Origin of the sequence: Yersinia canariae, assembly GCF_009831415.1 — a bacterium.
GTDB classification, from domain to species: Bacteria; Pseudomonadota; Gammaproteobacteria; order Enterobacterales; family Enterobacteriaceae; genus Yersinia; species Yersinia canariae.
This window is the reverse complement of sequence record NZ_CP043727.1, coordinates 3,950,490-3,969,153: the sequence shown is the minus strand read 5'-3', so window position 1 is coordinate 3,969,153 and position 18,664 is coordinate 3,950,490. Positions and strand designations below refer to the sequence as shown.

Here is an 18,664-nt window from a genome sequence, read left to right as displayed (position 1 = left end):
GATGGCTCCCGCCTTACGGCTGTTGCGCTGAAATGGCGGTGAGCTGATAGCCCTGTTCAGTCTGGCTGAAGCTGAATGTCACTTGCGCGCCAATGGGAAGTGGGGCTGGCACGATGTTATCCGGCAGACTGAATGTCATGGTCATTGGCGGCCAGTTCAGGGCTGGAATCGCGCTGTGGGCGATGGAGACACTGTTGGCATTCCAGGCTTTTATTTGCCCGCGAGAGTGATAGACATCAGTTTGCGTCGCTGCGGTTTCAGCCATCATTGCCCCATGGTCATGGGACATCGGCATGTTTTCTGTCATTGGCGGGGTGGCGGCCAACAGCGGGGCCGAGAATAAAACGACAGCACAAAGTAAGGCGCTGGAAGAGGTGGCGATGGCGTTAAATAAGGTACTCATAGGAATAGCTCCAAAACATAAAATAAGCACAGCACGCGAAGACCGCGTGAATAATGTGGTTAAATCTGTCTGGATCTATTCTCTAAATCGGCAAAATGCGATTTCGGTGGGTGGCCCGACAATAGGTGGCATATGCCAGTCGAGGCGATGAACTCTGGGCGCATGTTGTACATCCGCCAACACTAATTCAGTGTGAGTCGGCAAGGCTGCCAACACCAGCATCCCGCTATCAGACTGAACTGAATCTGGAATACAGTGTTTTTCACACAGGGAGTCTTGCGACTGGCCATGGGACATTTGCATTGTCGGCAACATTTGTTGCATCGAATCTGACTGCAAATGCCCTTGATGCTGGCTAAAAACCGGCGCGGCGGCGGGGGCGATATCACACTGATGACCCGCAATCGCCAGTTGTGTATTCAGGAAAAACCAGCAGGCAACCAACAGCAGACCGCACATGCGCTTTTTACTGGCGCGCATCCGGTGCATAAGCTGTTTGCTTCCCATTAATGCTGGCATGATTACCTTGAATAAACGGTGAGATTAAAGATTATTAACAGCGAGTATAGGATTATCGCACTGTTTTTAGAATGGTTTTGTCCGGTTACGCTAAATAGAATGAAAGGTTGCCGAAAGGTTAGTTGGCTGAATTTATTAGATTTATTGTTAAGGTCACAACAGAAAGGGCACAAATCGGGGTGAAAATTTACTTTTCTTTAAGCAATTCTTATCTCATTAAGATAAAAAACCGCACCAGTGAGAGTTAACTGGCGCGTTTGAAAACGACTATTTACCAGGAATAACTGACGGTTGCTGTGGCGACACGGCCACTGCCATAGAAACAAGCCGCCATTTGCGCACAACTGGCGACATATTCTTTATTGAATACGTTATTAACATTGACCTGCAAACTGGTGCCTTTCATGGCGGGCAGCGCCTGCCCCAGTTCATAACGCATCATCCAGTCATATAATGTTACCGCTGGAACTTTAAAGCTGTTTTTCGCATCACCCCAACTGGTGCCGATATACCGCACACCGACGCCGGTAGATAAGCCATCTACCACACCTTTATCAAAGCTATACATTCCCCACAGTGAAGCAGAATGACTCGGGGTACGAGCAGGCATTTTACCTAATTCGGCGGCGGTCTTGGTTTCACGCACTTTCCCTTTAGTGTAGGTATAAGCGGCGATCAGGTTGATATTATCGTTAATCTCACTGTTTAACTGGGTTTCTATCCCCTGAGATTGCACTTCACCAATCGGCACATTATAGGCCAGCACTTGGTCATATTGGCTGATGTTTTTCTGGCGTAAATCATACAATGCGGTGGTCAGAAGAGTGCTGCTTCCCGGTGGTTGGTATTTAACACCAAGCTCGACCTGACGTGCCGTTACAGGGTCTAGCGCCCCAGTGCCCGGAGCGCCTTTGGCTGTGCTCGGCTCGAATGAGGTGCTGTAACTGATATACGGCGAGATCCCGGAATCAAAGGCATACAACACGCCACCACGGCCGGTAAAGGCATGGTCATCTTGTTGGTCTTGAGTGACCGTTTTACGGTTCATGGTTTTTAGCTGCGACCAGTCATAACGCCCGGACAACAGGAAATTCCACTTATCCAGTTCAATTTGGTCTTGTAAATAGACGCCAACTTGATCGAGTTTGGTCAAATCACTGCTATTAAGTGACAAATCGCTGTCTTTAATATTCAGGCCATAAACCGGTGATACCCAGTCCAGATTGTAGGCTGGTAGCACTTTGCCCATAAAGAATTGGCTATCAATACGGGTACGTTTGTAATCTATTCCGGTCAGCACGGTGTGGTTTAACTGGCCTGTCCAGAAATCGGCTTGCAATTGGTTATCGACTGCAAACTCGGCTGTTGTCTGGCGCTCAATTTGCGGACGGCGGGTCATTGTGCGACTATCTGCCAGTAAGTCCATAAATACCAGATACTTATAGTCCTGTTTGTTATAGCTGTAACGCAAGTTCTGGCGGAATTTAAAGGTATCATTGATGTAATGCTCAAGCGCATAACCGACAGAGGTTTGCTCGCGCTCCGAGTGTTCAAACGAGGGGTCACTGACGTTAAAATCGTAAGGTATCTTGCCGTAAGCGGTGCCAAATACTGTGCCGGTTGCGGGCAAGAAATTACGTGAGCCGGCCTTGGGTTCTTTCTGATAACTGGTCAGTAAGGTAAAAGTGGTGTCTTCGTTGGGGATGAATGTTAACGCCGGGGCGATTGCAAAGCGCTCCTGCTTGTAGGTATTCACGGCATCATCTTGTGTTCTGCCAATCCCATTTAGGCGATAGAGAACTTTGCCCTCATCATCTAATATTCCACCAAAATCAAAGGCGGCTTCTGCAAGGCTATTATTACCGGCACCAATCTGTACTTTATGAATACTTTCAGCCGTCGGGCGCTTGCTGACCATATTGATCAGGCCACCGGGGTTAACTTGACCATACAGGACAGAGGCCGGGCCACGGACAACTTCAACACGTTCGAGTAACCACGGGTCAATCTGGCCGCCACGGCGTGCGCCGCCCAGAGAGTTATAACTCAAACCATCCAGAAAACGCGGTGCATAGCCGAAACCACGAATGATAACTTCGTCATTCATGTTAGAACCACCGCGATATTCGGGTACGACGCCAGCGGTATAACGCAATGCTTGTGCGACGGATGTCGCGCCTTGATCCTGCATTTGCTGGCTGGTAATCACGGAAATAGATTGTGGAGTGCGGATCAGCGGGGTATCAGTTTTAGTGCCAGTTGAGCTATTTTTGGCGACGAAGCCATCATCTTGTTGCCCGCTGCCTGCTTTGGCAACGACCACTAATTTATCTTCTTTCGCGGCCGCTGCTTCTTTTGTTGTGGTCGCAGCGGATGCTTGTAGTGTCGGTATGAATATTAATGCGGAGGTTAATAATAAGGTCTTTGATGTGTAGCTTGCCTGAAATGGTAATTTCCTTGGCATTTTCTCGCCAGAAATATCAAACATGATTTATCCCTACCTAGAAACACAATAATAAAAATGCTGGAGTCCATCCGGATCTATACCCTCCATCTTTCAAATTACAGGTCTGTTGGCTGCACTCAATAACCCGCATCACTTACTGGTCATTGACCTTAAAGTGGATAAGCTTATCGGTATTATCTTCTTTGCCGCCTTCTTACCTTTTGAAATTTATTGGGTTTATTCATTGCCCGGTATAGCTATAAGAAAGATTTCTGCCCATTCAATCATTCGTGCGACACCACGAGGTACCCAGACTAATATTGCGGGAATAGGGTGACACTCTAGAGAGAACGCGCACTATGTTATTGCAAATAATAATAGTTCTCAATATTATTTGCATTCATATGGAGGTGGTGAATATATTTAACTTAGCCACGTCCAGACATACATTGGCTTGATGAGTGGTGAAAAGAGACTTGAGCAATGAAATCAAAAGGATTGTGTGTGAACACGACAAATGAACATCCTGATAGCCAGAGTTTGTTAGCGGATCCTTTGGCTGGCAGTGAGAAATGGTGGCAGCAGATAGCCCAATGGGGGACACCGCTGACGGAACCGGCCGCCGCTGGCAAGGTAAAGTTAACGTTTCTCTGGCGAGAACCCTCCGCCACGGCGAAGGCCCCTGTTTATAGCCGCGTCTACATTGATGTTAACGGCGTGACTGACCACCACAGTGTTAATCCTGAAACTCTACAGCGCTTGGGTCAGAGTCATGTTTGGTATTGGCAGGTCGAAGTGGAATCTGACTTCCGGGGGAGCTACAGCTTTATCCCTGTTGTTGAAGAACACTGCCTGAATTTACCTGAAGGTACACCACAAGAACGCCGCCAGGCACAGCGCAATTGGTGGATCTCATTGATGGATCTGGCTGAAAACGATCCCCTCAATCACACCGCACCTCACTACAGCTATCGTGGAAAACCACTTTCGGCGGTGCATTTAGCCGATGCCTTGCCACAGAAGGCGTGGCAGCCCATTGATGCGGGCCAAACACTGCCGATGGATCCGAAGCGCTTGCAACGGATGACCTGGAATAGCGAGTTATTAGATAACAGCCGCAATGTGTGGATTTACCACACACTCGGTGCGGAAGAGAAAGCCGAGCGGCCATTGGCTATCTTGCTCGATGGTCAGTATTGGGTACATGGACAATCGATCTTCGGTGTGTTGGATAGCGAAACGAATGCTGGGCATTTGCCAGCCGGTGTGTATGTGTTGATTGACATCATTGACCAGGCTCATCGCTCAGTGGAACTGCCCTGTAACCAGGATTTTTGGCAGGCGCTACAAACGGAGTTACTGCCACAGGTAGCCTTGCTGCAACCTTTCACTGACAAAGCCTCTCGTACCGTGGTCGCCGGGCAAAGTTTTGGCGGATTGGCCTCGTTATATGCTGGATTACATTGGCCGCAGCGCTTTGGTTGTGTACTGAGCCAATCAGGGTCTTTCTGGTGGCCAGATGTCGACAATTTCAAGGCATTAACCGCAGGGACTGCCGAGCGGCAGGGCTGGCTGACGGAGCAGGTTTATCAAGGTCTGGGGGCTGACCATTCATTGGATATCTTTATGGAAGCCGGCCGTCGTGAAGATGTGATTTATCAAGTCAATGAAGCCATGAGTGAGGCACTGCGGCAGGCCGGGCATCGGCTGCATTATCGAATTTATTCAGGAGGCCATGACGCCTTGTGCTGGCGTGGTGGTTTGATTGATGGATTGCGCTGTTTATTAGGTTCCTCGGATTCAAAATAAGGATATTTACGCCATGAACAATGAAACACCAACAAACCCGTTTGATAATGAAGAACTGCCCTTTTTTGTGCTGATCAATGAGCAGCAGCAATACAGTTTATGGCCCCAAATCACGGCGATCCCCGCAGGATGGGCGGTTGTTCATGGCCCTCAGAGCCGAGCGGACTGTGTGAAATATCTTGAGGTTAATTGGACCGACATGCGCCCGGCCAGTTTGATTCGCGCCGAGGCTGGCCTGCGCTAACGCGGGTCGCGGGCTAAAGGAATTATCAGATTATTGTGGCCATATTTGCCGCAATAAACCCTGTGTTGCCAAAAAAGGAATACCCATCGTGTCAGAGGATTCAATCCCCCTTTCTGCTGCTGTCGAATTACCCCTGGTTGCGGCGCAGCCCGGTATATGGTTTGCCGATCAGCTAAGTCATCAAAAAAACATATTTACTGTGGCCCATTATATTGAACTGGCGGGGCCGCTGGATCAGGTGTTATTTAGCCGTGCTGTTAGCCAAGGGTTAGCTGAAGCCGATACCCTCCATGCTCACTTTTTTGACGGCAACGATGGCCCGATGCAACGCATTCCTCTACAGCGCAACGCGGCGAATATGCCCGAGCTGACATGGTTGGATCTCAGTGCTCACGCCGATGGGCGACAAGTCGCGCTGACCTTGATGCAGGATGACACTGATGCCGAGTTACGGTTAGAAGATGGAAATCCGCTGTTTCGGCACTGGGTTATTCGTGTCCCGGATGAAAATGGGAAACCATTATGGTTTTGGTATCAGCGTTATCATCATTTATTGCTTGATGGCTTCAGTTTCACTGCAATTACCCGCCGTATCGCCGATATTTACACAGCTTTATTGCAAGGAAAATCTATCGGGGAATCACCTTTTACCCCGTTTAGTGATGTGGTGAGTGAATATCTGGCGTATGTGGGGTCAGAAACCGAGCTGCGCGATAAACAGTTTTGGCAACAACATACGGCTGAGTTACCCGCCGCGATAACCCTTTCTTCTATAAATTCCCCCATTTGCGCAGAGCAAACAGATAATCGCGTACTGCGCCAGTGCATTAATATCGACCCTGAATTATTCGGTCGTTTAGCTCAACAGGGGGCGGAACAGCGCCTTGCCGCCGCTGATTTGGCGATGGCGCTGTTACTGATTTATTTTGCGCGAATGAGTGGAGAAATGCGCTTATCAGTCGGGTGCCCGTTTATGCGCCGCATGGGTTCTGCTGCTTTGACTGCTACCGGGCCTGTCGTCAATGTGCTGCCATTACAGGTTACTTTGCGCCATGAAATGCACATTTTTGATGTAGCACAAGCGGTAGCGAATGAACTGAAAACAGTGCGTAAACATCAGCGCTATGAAGCGGAACAATTACGGCGTGATTTGGGCATGGTCGGCTCTCAACGCGCGCTGTATGGCCCTGTGTTGAATTTTAAAATGTTCGATTTCGCCCTGAAACTGGGGGAGATAACCGGCATTACTCACACTTTGGCCTCCGGCCCGGTCGATGATATTGAGTTTGATCTCTACTTTGATAACGGCCAATTAATGCTGGAAATATTAGCGAATGCGGAGCGCTATGACGAAGCTGACCTGCATCAGCACGGCGAACGGATACAATTTCTGTTACAGCAACTGGCGGCCCAAACCGAAATCACCGTTGGCCGTCTCATATTGACGCCAGAACAAGAACTACAACGTATTGATAACTGGGCTAATGGCCCAAAATTAACACTGCCTGCCGGTGTTGTTTCTGTGTTGGATATTTTCCAACAGCAGGTGAGTGCGCAACAGGATGCTATTGCCGTGAGCTGCGGCGACCAAAGTTTGAGCTATCGCCAGCTTTCTGCCCGAGTTGCCCAGCTAGGGCGAGCATTGATAGCCAGAGGTATTGGGGCTGATGATGTTGTCGCGATTGGTATTCCGCGAACCGTGGATTCACTGGTTGCTATTTTAGGTGTTTTAGCCAGTGGCGCGGCGTATATGCCGCTTGATCTGGACTATCCGATGGACCGGCTTACTTTGATGTGTGAGGACGCTAAACCGCGTTTACTGCTAGCCCATCAATCGACTGAAAGCGTGTTATCACCACTGGCCGTCACGGCTGAAATGGCAATGGTTTGTCTCGATGGGCCGCATTTTCAGCGGGAATGTGCGGCTTTCCCTGTTGAGCTAATTACTGATACGGAACGCCGACAGCCAATGCACGGCGACCATCTGGCTTACATGATTTATACCTCCGGTTCGACCGGGCGGCCAAAAGGGGTGATGAGCACTCACGGCGGCTTAGTCAACTTGCTGGTGGCGCATCGCGCACATCTGTACGGCCCGGCGATGGCGGAATTTAAGCAGCATAATACCCGTCGGATGAGGGCTGGGCACACCGCATCATTCTCCTTTGATTCCTCGTGGGAGCCGCTGTTCTGGATGATGATGGGCTGCGAGATGGTTATCTTTGATGAAGATATGCGCCGCGATGCTTATGCATTGGTGCAGATGATGGATCAGACGCCGATCGACACCATGGATATTACCCCCTCATTCTTTACCCAAATGATAGATAGCGGTTTGTTGGAGGCAGGGCGTCACCGGCCCGCCTTTATTATGATTGGCGGTGAGGCGGCAACACCGCATTTGTGGGATCGGCTAAAACAGCATCCTGAACTGAACGTGGTTAACTTCTACGGCCCATCGGAATACACCATTGATACTCTTGGCGCTCACACTCAGGTTGCCGCACAACCAGTGATTGGCCGCCCGGTGGCGAACACTGAGGTCTATTTGCTCGATAGCCAACTGGCCAAAGTGCCGGTCGGTGTTGTGGGGGAGTTATACATCGCCGGAAAAGGGCTGGCGCGGGGTTATCTGAACCGGCCTGATTTAACCGCGGCGCGTTTTGTTGCCAACCCATTCCGCCATGGTGAAGTGATGTATCGCAGCGGTGATTTGATGCGCTGGACGGCAGAGGGACAGTTGGATTTCGTGGGGCGCATAGACCACCAAATTAAAGTGCGAGGTTTCCGGGTTGAGCTGGGCGAAGTCGAAAATGCATTGGTGGCTTTGCCCGAAGTCAGTAGCGCAGTAGTTATTGCGCAAGCTACTGGTGTGACTCATCGACTTATTGGTTACTGTGCGGTGCCAGATGCACAACTGCGTCGTCGGGAAAATCTTAATGCCCGACTGATGGAACAATTGGCCGTAACTTTGCCAGATTATATGATGCCAGCTATCTTGGTGGTGCTGGATGAAATGCCGCTGACGGTAAACGGTAAAATTGATCGTCAGGCGCTACCTGCTCCACAGCATCAGCAGCAGTTCATCAGCCGGGCACCACAAACCCCGCAGGAAACGCGACTGTGTGATGCCATCGCCAACTTGCTGCGCCTGGAGAACATTGGGGCCGAAGATGATTTCTTCCAGCTAGGGGGGGACAGTATTTCAGCCATGGCGCTGGGCAGCACTTTGCGCCGCGCTGGTTTCCGTCTGGCTCCCCGCGAGATTTTTGCTCTGCGCACACCCGCGAAGATGGCACTGGCTTTACAGCCATTAATTGAGACGCCAGTGGCAGCCCATTCGGCACCAACGGCGGCGACTTTGCCCGAAGCACTCTGGCAAGCGGCCAGTGAAAAATATGGCCCGATAGCCGATATCCTGCCGGTTTTGCCGCTCCAGCAAGGTTTGCTATTCCATGCTCAGTTAGGGCAAGAAGCCAATAATTACAATGCTATCAGCCGGTTTGACCTCCAGGGGGAGCTTGATATTGAGCGCTTGCGCGATGCATTGGAAAGCTTGCTGCGCCGCTACCCGCAACTGGGGGCTATTTTTGACAGTGAGTTGCACAGTGAATCATTGCAGATCCTGCCGAAGATCCACAGTAGCGCACGCCGTTGGCCATGGCAGCAGCACTCTCTCAGCGAATTGACGCCGGATCAGCAAGTTGCCAAAACCCAGCAATTGGAGCGTGAAGGGCTGGCGCGAGATTTGGTGAGTGAAACGGCGGGAACATTAAAGCCTTTGCTGATTGCCACGTTAGTCCGCTACAGCGCCGAGCGCCATTCTTTGATTATCATCGCGCACCATCTGGTGGGGGATGGCTGGTCATCGGCAATCTTGTTGCATGATTTGCTGCATTTGTATGGCAACAACATGGAACTGCCGCCGCTGAGTGTCAGTTATGGCGATTTGATCCGCCGTATGACAGCACGCGATCTACAACAAGATCGGTTAGCCTGGCAACATGCTATTCGTGGTGTTACGCCGACTATTTTGTACCCAGAAGCCAATGCCGCAGGCCCGGTACACGAGTGGGTGATTACACTAGACAGCAAGCTGGAAGCGGCGTTAACCGAGTTACAACGGCGCGAGGGTATTACGCTCAATACTTTGTTGCAAGGCGCTTGGGCTGCCTTGTTAAGTGTACTCAGCGGCCGTGAGGATGTGGTATTTGGCTCGCCAGTTTCTGGTCGTTTCAGTGAAATTGAAGGTATCGAACAGCATGTCGGGCTGTTCAGTAACACCATCCCGGTGCGGGTGAAACTGCAACCTCAATTGCCATTATTGGCGCAACTGGCGGCTTTGCAGCAGCAACAGATTCAGTTGTTGGAACACGATGGCCTAGGCTTAGGTGAGATCCAGCGTTTGGCGGGGGCGAATACATTATTTGATACCTTGCTGGTGGTTGAAAACTACCCAGAAAACAGTCAATTGCATCAGCAATCTTTCAGTGGTTTGCGGTGCAATGCCCTGAATAATCGTGGCTATACCCATTATCCGCTGACCTTATTAGTCCTGCCGGGTGAGAAATTACATTTGCAACTGGAATATCGTGATGCGGTTACTGACCCGCAGCGACTGGCCCAGCGCTTGGTGATGTTGCTCGAATATTTGGTGTGGCAACCGGAGCTGCCGTTGTCTGCTCTGGATCTGCTGACCGCCAGTGAGAAAACACTGTTAGCATCTGTCAATGATACCGCCATCGCCCTACCTGTATTAACGCTATGTGATTTGATGAATCAGCAGTCACAGCTCACTCCTGAGGCAATCGCCTTATTAGATGCTAATGAAACACTGACTTATCAGCAGGTTAGTGAGCGAGTTAAATCGCTGGCTATCTGCTTACGTCAACAAGGTGTGCTACCCGGTGACCGAGTTGCAGTAGCGCTGCCCCGCTCGGTTAATCTCAGCTTGGCTTTGATGGCGATTCTGGCTGCCGGAGCTGCTTATTTGCCGTTGGATACGGGTTATCCTGACGATCGTTTGGCTTATATGATAAGTGATGCTGATCCACGTCTCCTGATAACGATCAGTTCTTTAGCTGAACGCTTTACTGGCCAAGCACGTCTATTGCTGCTGGATCAACTGCCAGAGCAGGATTCGTCGCCACTCTTGCCAGCTGTTTCGATAATGCCCGAGAGCCCGGCTTATCTGATTTACACCTCCGGCTCTACAGGCCGGCCAAAAGGTGTTGTCGTTTCGCACGGAGCAATCGTTAACCGCCTGTTATGGATGCAAAATGAATATCCGCTGGGCAGTGATGACGTGGTATTACAAAAAACGCCGTGCAGTTTTGATGTCTCGGTCTGGGAGTTTTTCTGGCCGATGATAACCGGCGCAAGATTGGTTATGGCCCCGCCGGATGCCCACCGTGACCCGCAGGCTCTGCGGAGTTTGATTGAGGATTATGGGGTTACGACCGCCCACTTTGTGCCCTCAATGCTGGCTGCTTTTGTTAGCGCGATGCATGGGCAGCACCAACCTTGTCAGAGCTTACGCCGGGTATTTTGTAGCGGCGAAGCATTGTCACGCGAGTTATCGGAGTTATACCAACAGATTTTTGCCGCGCCATTACACAATTTATATGGCCCGACTGAAGCGGCGGTGGATGTCACTTATCAACCAGCATATGGCGATGCTTTGGCGCGGGTGACCGGCAGCAGTGTGCCGATAGGCAAGCCGGTCTGGAATACTCAGTTGCGTATTCTTGACAGTATGTTGCGTCAGGTGCCGGTCGGCATTGCTGGCGACCTTTACCTGTGTGGTGTGCAACTGGCGCAGGGTTACCATGCCCGACCGAGTCTCACGGCCAGCCGTTTTGTCGCGGATCCCTATGATCGTGGGCTGCGGATGTATCGTACCGGTGATATTGCCCGCTGGCTGCCGGATGGCACGGTTGAGTATCTGGGGCGCAGTGACGATCAATTGAAGATTCGTGGGCAGCGCATTGAATTGGGTGAGATTGAATCAGCGCTATTGGAGTTGCCACAGGTTCAGCAAGCCGTAGTGCATGCTCGCACTTTAACAGGGGCGGAAGGGGCCTTGACCGGGGCTGATACTCGTCAGTTAGTGGGCTATATCGTGCCGGTTGGCGGGGCAGAAAATACTGATATGGAGGCTTTGCGTAGCCAGCTTAGTGAGCGCTTACCAGCACATATGGTGCCAGTGGTTATCATCAGCTTGAGTGCTTTCCCGCTGAGTGCCAATGGTAAGCTGGATCGCAAGGCATTACCGGCACCGGTTAGTCAGGTGGGCAAGGGGGGGCGCGAACCACTGGCCGGTCTGGAAAGTGTGATTGCTGGATTATTTGCACAGTTACTGGGTGTTGAATCGGTGGGGGCGGACGATGATTTCTTCGCGCTAGGCGGCCACTCTTTGCTGGCGATGCGCTTAGCAGCAGATCTGCGCCGTGAGCTGCAACTGCCGGTTGCGGTTGGGCAGGTGATGGTGGCCTCGACTGCGGCAGCGCTGGCAGCAGCACTGAGTCAGCCGTCATTAGAACAGGATGCGGGCAAAGCGGGTTTCAGCGAAGTCTTGCCGTTGCGCAATGGCAGCGGCAATCCACTATTTTGTATCCATCCCGCTTCAGGTTTTTCTTGGCAGTTCAGTGCGTTACCACGTTATTTACCGGGTCACTGGCCAGTCTTGGGAATTCAGTCGCCGCGCCCCCATGGGGCCATTGCGACCCGTCAAGATATGGACAGCGTATGTGACCACCATTTGGCAACGTTACGTCAGGTACAGCCACACGGGCCATATCATCTGATGGGCTACTCACTGGGAGGCACCGTGGCGCAGGCAATGGCGGTAAAATTGCGGGCGCAGGGCGAGGAAGTGGCTTTTCTGGGGCTATTGGATACCTATCCGCCGGAAACCCAAGATTGGAATGCGCCGATTGAGGCTGAAGCGCTGGAAGAAGTTGAACGTGAGCGGGCTTTGTTTATGGCTGCGGCGGGCGATGAGCTGGAAGAGAAGCGGGAGATGTTTGCGCAAATTCAGGCAAATTATGACGATTCTGTCGGCTTGTTGTCAGGAGCTAAAACACCGGTTTACGAGGGTGAAACCACGTTGTTTGTTGCCACCCAAACCCTACCTGCGGGAGACAATCCAGCAGAGATCTGGCGGCCGTATGTGAAGCAACTGCTTACATATCATCTTGATTGTTCACATATTACGATGATGTCGCCGGAGACATTAAAAGTGCTTGGGCCAATGTTACAGAAGGTATTTAGTGGGATTGGGTCATTAGGGTAGTGTTAGGTGATATTCGCAAGGTAAATGGTAAAACACCGAGTTAACTTAGCCTGCGATGAACCAAACAGAAAAGGGGCCATAAGCTTGGCCCCTTGTGTAATCTTGCGTTTCGCATATATCGCCGGCCCACCTGCTCAGTTGAGGCCACAGAGATAAAGTGAGCACTGCACGGCTCTCAACCGAAACCTAATCCGGCCTATTGTTAAAAATTAAAATCGCCCTTTCGGTATCACCAACGGCGTATGTGAAATCGGATCATCAATAATCAAACACGGCATGCCAAAGACTTGCTCGACCAGATCGGCGGTGATCACATCGCGCGGTTTGCCTTGTGTCACGACCTGCCCATCGCGCATGGCGATAATATGGGTGGCGTAGCGGCAAGCATGGTTAAGGTCATGCAAAACGGCAACTAACGTATGATTATGTTGCTGATTAAGACTGCTGAATAACTCAAGTAAATCAATCTGATGGGCGATATCCAGATAAGTGGTTGGCTCATCTAACAACAGCAAGGGAGTTTGCTGCGCCAGTACCATGGCTATCCATACGCGTTGGCGCTGCCCACCGGATAGAGCATCCACTGACCTGTCCGCCAGTTCACTGACACCGGTGGCTTGCATGGCATTACTGACTGCCTGTCTGTCGGCTTGCGTCCATTGCTGTAATAATTTCTGATGGGGATAGCGGCCACGGGCCACTAAATCCAGCACACTGATACCATCAGGTGCTTGTGAGCTTTGCGGTAATAAGCCCAAATGACGCGCGACGTGTCGGGTATCAAGGCTGGCAATGTTTTTGCCATCTAAAATTACCTGACCTGCTTGTGGTTTCAACAACCGGCTCAAAGCGCGCAGCAGTGTTGACTTGCCACAGGCGTTGGGGCCGACGATAACCGTAAACTCGCCATCAGGAATGGAAACACTCAGGTTCTCGCTAATTATCTTGCCGTCATAGCCCAATGTCAGGGCTTCAGCCTGCAAGCGAGATGTTTTTGAGCTAGCGGAGCTAACATTACTCATGATCGCCCGGACTCCCGGATTAAAAGCCAAATAAGATACAGACCGCCGATGCTGATTGTGACCACTCCGACCGGTAATTGATTCGGTGAGAACAGGTGCTGGGCGCATAAATCCGCGGCAATCAGTAATAAAGCGCCCATTAGCGCAGAGGCGGTTAACGTCACAGACGATGTCCCCGACAGGCGTTTTGCAATCTGGGGGGCGGCCAATGCAATAAAGGAAATCGGCCCAGCGGCGGCGGTGACTGCGGCCATCAAGATGACGCCGATAGCCATCAGGCCCAAACGCGTTTTTTCGACCGGAACCCCTAAGGCTCCCGCCGCATCATCGCCCATTTCCAGCAGTGGCATGCGGCGACTCAGTAACATAGCAATCACGGTGGCGATAATGATAAACATCACCGACGGCAGGCCTTTCGCCCATGTCAGGCCATTGAGTGAACCGGCCCCCCAGGCGGCGGCAGTCATGGCGGCTTCCAATGATGCCGTGATGGTCAGCCAAGTATTAAATGCCGTTAACATCGCGCCAATGGCAATACCGACAATAATCAGCCGAAAGCCCTGAATCCCCTGGCGGTAAGCCAAAAGGTACACCGCGATGGCGGACAGCAACCCACCCCCCAGCGCGCTGCTGGCAATCTCAAAATAGTTGCCGTTGAACACGGTAATCGCCACCAGTGCGCCAGTATAAGCTCCCGCATTAAAACCGATGATATCGGGGCTGCCTAGTGGGTTACGCACTAATGACTGAAATATTGCGCCACTGATACCCAGCGCCGCACCGAAAATCAGTGCCATTACCGCACGGGGTAATCGCCATTGGTTAACAATAATGTTCACCGCACCATTGGCGTGGCCGAATAAAGCTTCAAATACTTGCCCTGGAGATAACGGCATCGTACCGACCATTAATGCCAATATGGCCGCCAATAAACAGGCCAGCAGTAGTAAACCGCCAACAATCAAGCTACGTGGCTGGATGCGCAGATTTATCGGACCATCCGGGCGGCCCAATAGCCACGGTGGTGTGGCAGACTTCATAATGCGCTCATCCTTTTGTTACGGCGTACCAGCCAGATCAATAAAGGGGCGCCAATAAATGCCGTCACGATGGAAACGCGCAATTCGCCCGGAACCAGAAAGCGGCCAACAATATCTGAAACCAATAGCAAAATTGGAGTCATTACCATTGTGAATGGGAGAATCCAACATTGATTCGGCCCGACAATCCAGCGAGCAATATGCGGCACCATCAAACCCACAAAGGCGATAGGGCCAACAGCGGCGGTGGCGGCACCACATAATAAGGTCACCGTCACCACCGCCCAAAATTGGGTCTGAGCAATGCGAGCGCCAATTGCGGCGGCTAAATCTTCCCCCATATGCATGGCATTGAGGGGGCGTGCCAGCAGTAAGGCAATCACACAGCCAAGAAGAATGGCTGGCGCTACCGCCACCACCACCGACATATTGCGAATATCCAGCGAACCGGCTTGCCAGAAGCGGACACTGTCATAAACCTGTGGATGTGTCAGGGATATGCCCGAAGAAATGCCCATTAACACCGCCCCAATAGCCACGCCAGAGAGTGTCAGTCGCAATGGGTTAACACGCCCAGCGCCCAGGGTTCCCACCCAGTACACCACCAAAGTAGTGACCATCGCGCCTATAAAGGCCGAGAGCATATAACCATGAATAGCATGCACGCCGAACACCGTGATCCCGATGACTACGGCGAAACTGGCCCCAGCATTGACCCCCAGAATCCCGGGATCAGCGAGTGGGTTGCGGGTCAGCGCTTGAATCACGGCACCTGATAACCCCAGCGCAGCCCCGGCGAGCACACCAATCAAGGTGCGGGGCAGGCGAGACTCCAATATTAAGATGCTGTCAGCATTGCCATATTCCCCCAGCAAACTGTGCCAGACGACGGAAAAGGGAATGGCTTTTGCACCGAACATCAGGCTAGCAGCCATCACGAGCATCAATACAACAATGCTGAGTAATAGCAAAAGCCCACGGCGGTGGGGATTGTTTTTACTGACAGCGGGGGCCAACTGTAGCCATTTTGGCGAAGATGGGGGTTGGGGATCAGTTTTTGACATTGTAACTCTTTTTTAACAATGCTGATTTTTATAAATGATTTTTGTTATCGTTTTGATTATCATTACTATTTAATTGATGTATGTTAACACGACTTATTATGGGAATGCATCGGCAAAACTCTCTCCCAAGCAAGATTTATGTTCTTTTTGTCACCATGACAGGTAACTGCAACCTACATTAACGGATTAAACAATCATGGCAAAATCGCCGATTCTTTTGGATTTCAGCCTGTTAAAGAGTAATGCTAACTTTCGTGCAGTCTTTTTTGCCCGCTTTATTTCGATATTAGGGCTGGGAATGCTCACTGTTGCAGTACCGGTACAGATACAAATGATGACCGGATCAACCTTGCAGGTGGGGTTGGCTGTGACCTTGGATGGCGTAGGGATGTTTATCGGCCTACTGTTGGGCGGTGTATTAGCGGACAGACTTGATCGCCGAAAACTGATCTTATTTGCCCGTTTTACCTGTGGTTTAGGTTTTATTGGCTTAAGTTTCAACGCGTTCTCTGCAACGCCCTCATTGTGGGTATTGTATGTCTTAGCGGCTTGGGACGGTTTTTTTGGTGCGCTCGGTATGACGGCATTAATGGCGGCCACGCCCTCGCTGGTCGGGCGGGAAAACCTGGCGGCAGCGGGGGGATTAAGCATGCTAACCGTGCGTTTCGGTTCAGTGATTTCCCCGGCGATTGGCGGCCTGGTCATTGTCTATGGTGGGGTCGGTTGGAACTATGGCATTGCTGCGGTGGGGACGATGTTAACATTGCTACCGCTGTTGAGTTTGCCCTCAATGAAACCGACGATAAGCCAGCACGAACACCCTTTACGCGCGTTAGCGACGGGGATTTCATTCGTATTGCAGCATAAAGTCGTGGGTTCCGTGGTGCTGTTGGGGACATTAGTCAGCATGATTGGGGCTATTCGTATTTTGTTCCCGGCCTTGGCGGAGAGCACTTATCACGTGGGGGCGTCACAGATTGGTTTGATGTATTCCGTGGTGCCGCTCGGGGCGACAATTGGCGCTTTTACCAGTGGCTGGGTTAATCAGGTTCGGCGGCCCGGAATGGTGCTGATGTACAGTTCAATTGCTGCTTTTTTAGCTATTGGGACATTAGGACTAACGCATAATTTCTATCTGGCGCTGCCCGGTTTGTTGCTATACGGCTATTTGGGGTCTATCAGTGGGTTGTTGCAATATACTTTGGTGCAAACCCATACACCGGATGCTCTATTAGGGCGGGTCAACAGTCTGTGGAATGTGCAGTTTGTTGCCGGTGAATCATTCGGCGCATTGGGATTAGGTGTATTGGCGAGAGTCATGGCCCCAGCGCTCAGTGCCTTGACCTTCGGCATGGCCGCCGCGGCGGTAGGCGGTGTTATTGCCGTCTGTGGTGGGACATTGCGTCGTGCGACGATGGGCGATGAGGTTTCTGATGAGGGTAATGAGAGTCATAAAGCTGAGGAAATGGTGGATTAGATAGGCTCAGCTTTCAGTTGATTAAGTGACACGGGCGGTTGTTAAACTGCCGGGTTAACATAGCTGCCGATGAACTCATCGACAAAGGGGGGCCATAAGCATGGCCCCTTATGCAATCTCGCACTTTGCATGTATCACTTGCCCACTTCGCGGATGCCCTTACTTATCGCCCCAGTTTGGTTGAGACGATAAAATTAAGGTGATAACCAAACGATTATCAATAGAAACCAGCGCCGACACTGTAAAAAAGTACAATTATTAAGGTGTTGTCTTAAACATCCCCTCAATCCGTGCCAACAAATTACTCGCACTATAATAATCCAACCGGAATGTATCATAGCCAGCGGCATAAACTCGTTCGTGTTCAATTGCGGGAATATGAGCTAAAAACTTATTACTTTTCAGTGCGTCAATTGCCGGCTGGTCTCCGGAAAAGAGCAAGATAGTCTCGCCATTCAGGCCCTCCGCCAGCTTCTCCCCACCCAGTTGGATGATATCCTTGCGGTGCCCCATACTGGTATTGCCCTTCACTGCATCAGGGATTTCCGCCAGTGTGAAGCCTAATTCCTGCAACAATTTCCCCTGCGCCGAATTTTCTGTCCACAAATTGGCCGTGCTACCCGCAGCTTGATAGACAAACGCCGAAACAGGTTGCGGTGGCAGCGTAATGTTCTGCTTTACCTCATTGAGCCGATTGGCGAATTTCTCAATAACTTGCTGAGCATCGGCTTCATGTCCGGTCGCTTTCCCCAGTACGACAGCTAACTCTTGCCAACTTTTATCATCATAATTGATTACTAATGTCGGTGCGATAGCTGACAGTTGGTCATACAACTTCAATGCTGAATCCCCGCCGGTGGCAGAAATAATAATGACATCCGGATTCATGCCCGCGACGGCTTCGGCATTGGGTTCGGTGTGATACATCGGCACCAGTTTTTTGGCCTGTGCAACATCTGACCATTGTGTAAAGAAACCTTGATGGTCAGCGACTGTGGTATCAGGCACCGTCGCCCCACTGGCAATCACAGGAGCATTTATAGCCAGCAAAGTCCCGGTGATGGTGATACTTGTGGACACGATCCGCATTGGTTGATGTGTCAATGTTACCGGGCCTTTCGCCGTTTCTACTGTGCGAGTCCATGCGGTTGTGTTTTCGCTGCTGGATGATGGAGCTTGCTCACCGGTGGTTTCTTCTGCGGGTTTACAACCAGACAAGCTGAAAATGAGGCCAAAAATTCCCAGACTCATCAATATTAAACGCGATGCTTTATGTTGAAAGTTACTGATATAAAAGGACATAACGGCATTTTCTCTTTCTATTTTAAGACCCCATATCGGCGGGG

At 51.1% G+C, this 18,664-nt stretch carries 11 protein-coding genes; 4 read left to right on the top strand and 7 right to left on the bottom strand.

Annotated elements, in window-relative coordinates; translation table 11 throughout:
• Positions 1-13 precede the first annotated feature (13 nt).
• The 3 genes from F0T03_RS18220 to F0T03_RS18210 form a co-directional block, all read right to left on the bottom strand.
• Positions 14-403 (bottom strand): copper-binding protein, encoded by a 390-nt coding sequence (locus tag F0T03_RS18220; protein ID WP_145555057.1) that lies wholly within the window; start codon positions 401-403, stop codon positions 14-16.
• A gap of 75 nt (positions 404-478) precedes the next feature.
• Positions 479-892: a hypothetical protein gene (locus tag F0T03_RS18215; protein ID WP_145555070.1), complete on the bottom strand. Its 414-nt coding sequence runs from the start codon at positions 890-892 to the stop codon at positions 479-481.
• A 301-nt stretch (positions 893-1,193) separates the two neighbouring features.
• Complete coding sequence (locus F0T03_RS18210; protein ID WP_145555058.1) at positions 1,194-3,410, bottom strand: TonB-dependent siderophore receptor; 2,217 nt, start codon at positions 3,408-3,410, stop codon at positions 1,194-1,196.
• A gap of 462 nt (positions 3,411-3,872) precedes the next feature.
• Between F0T03_RS18210 and fes the strand changes: the two genes are divergently transcribed.
• From fes to F0T03_RS18195, 3 genes are all read left to right on the top strand, one after another.
• Positions 3,873-5,177 carry an enterochelin esterase gene (fes, locus tag F0T03_RS18205; RefSeq protein ID WP_159679932.1) on the top strand — a complete coding sequence of 435 codons (1,305 nt, stop codon included), beginning with the start codon at positions 3,873-3,875 and terminating at the stop codon, positions 5,175-5,177.
• A 13-nt stretch (positions 5,178-5,190) separates the two neighbouring features.
• Entirely contained in the window at positions 5,191-5,421 is a 231-nt protein-coding gene (locus F0T03_RS18200) for an MbtH family protein (protein ID WP_159679930.1), read from the top strand.
• Between the two features lie 88 nt (positions 5,422-5,509).
• Positions 5,510-12,715, top strand: a complete 7,206-nt coding sequence (locus F0T03_RS18195; RefSeq protein WP_159679928.1) for a non-ribosomal peptide synthetase — start codon at positions 5,510-5,512, stop codon at positions 12,713-12,715.
• 209 nt (positions 12,716-12,924) lie between these two features.
• Here F0T03_RS18195 and F0T03_RS18190 read toward each other — a convergent pair whose 3' ends face one another.
• From F0T03_RS18190 to fepD, 3 genes are read right to left on the bottom strand one after another with little or no spacing between them, the layout of a single operon-like run.
• Complete coding sequence (locus F0T03_RS18190) at positions 12,925-13,737, bottom strand: ABC transporter ATP-binding protein (RefSeq protein ID WP_162526979.1); 813 nt, start codon at positions 13,735-13,737, stop codon at positions 12,925-12,927.
• Positions 13,734-14,777 (bottom strand): iron-enterobactin ABC transporter permease, encoded by a 1,044-nt coding sequence (gene fepG, locus F0T03_RS18185; protein ID WP_159679924.1) that lies wholly within the window; start codon positions 14,775-14,777, stop codon positions 13,734-13,736. The genes F0T03_RS18190 and fepG overlap by 4 nt, the downstream gene beginning before the upstream one ends.
• Positions 14,774-15,841 carry a Fe(3+)-siderophore ABC transporter permease gene (gene fepD / locus F0T03_RS18180; RefSeq protein ID WP_145555064.1) on the bottom strand — a complete coding sequence of 356 codons (1,068 nt, stop codon included), beginning with the start codon at positions 15,839-15,841 and terminating at the stop codon, positions 14,774-14,776. The genes fepG and fepD overlap by 4 nt, the downstream gene beginning before the upstream one ends.
• A 196-nt stretch (positions 15,842-16,037) precedes the next feature.
• Here fepD and entS point away from each other — a divergent pair, with 196 nt between their 5' ends.
• Positions 16,038-17,318 carry an enterobactin transporter EntS gene (gene entS / locus F0T03_RS18175; RefSeq protein WP_159679922.1) on the top strand — a complete coding sequence of 427 codons (1,281 nt, stop codon included), beginning with the start codon at positions 16,038-16,040 and terminating at the stop codon, positions 17,316-17,318.
• A gap of 258 nt (positions 17,319-17,576) precedes the next feature.
• On the opposite strand, the gene fepB is transcribed toward entS, so the two are convergent.
• On the bottom strand, positions 17,577-18,620 hold the full coding sequence (gene fepB, locus F0T03_RS18170; protein WP_159679920.1) for a Fe2+-enterobactin ABC transporter substrate-binding protein: 1,044 nt from the start codon (positions 18,618-18,620) through the stop codon (positions 17,577-17,579).
• Between the last annotated feature and the right edge of the window lie 44 nt (positions 18,621-18,664).

What these genes read in the sequence shown, in the direction of transcription:
- F0T03_RS18220 (WP_145555057.1), bottom strand. Translation starts at nt 403, where the DNA reads ATGAGTACCTTATTTAACGCCATCGCCACCTCTTCCAGCGCCTTACTT.
- F0T03_RS18215 (WP_145555070.1), bottom strand. Translation starts at nt 892, where the DNA reads ATGCACCGGATGCGCGCCAGTAAAAAGCGCATGTGCGGTCTGCTGTTG.
- F0T03_RS18210 (WP_145555058.1), bottom strand. Translation starts at nt 3,410, where the DNA reads ATGTTTGATATTTCTGGCGAGAAAATGCCAAGGAAATTACCATTTCAG.
- F0T03_RS18200 (WP_159679930.1), top strand. Translation starts at nt 5,191, where the DNA reads ATGAACAATGAAACACCAACAAACCCGTTTGATAATGAAGAACTGCCC.
- F0T03_RS18190 (WP_162526979.1), bottom strand. Translation starts at nt 13,737, where the DNA reads ATGAGTAATGTTAGCTCCGCTAGCTCAAAAACATCTCGCTTGCAGGCT.
- fepG (WP_159679924.1), bottom strand. Translation starts at nt 14,777, where the DNA reads ATGAAGTCTGCCACACCACCGTGGCTATTGGGCCGCCCGGATGGTCCG.
- fepD (WP_145555064.1), bottom strand. Translation starts at nt 15,841, where the DNA reads ATGTCAAAAACTGATCCCCAACCCCCATCTTCGCCAAAATGGCTACAG.
- entS (WP_159679922.1), top strand. Translation starts at nt 16,038, where the DNA reads ATGGCAAAATCGCCGATTCTTTTGGATTTCAGCCTGTTAAAGAGTAAT.
- fepB (WP_159679920.1), bottom strand. Translation starts at nt 18,620, where the DNA reads ATGTCCTTTTATATCAGTAACTTTCAACATAAAGCATCGCGTTTAATA.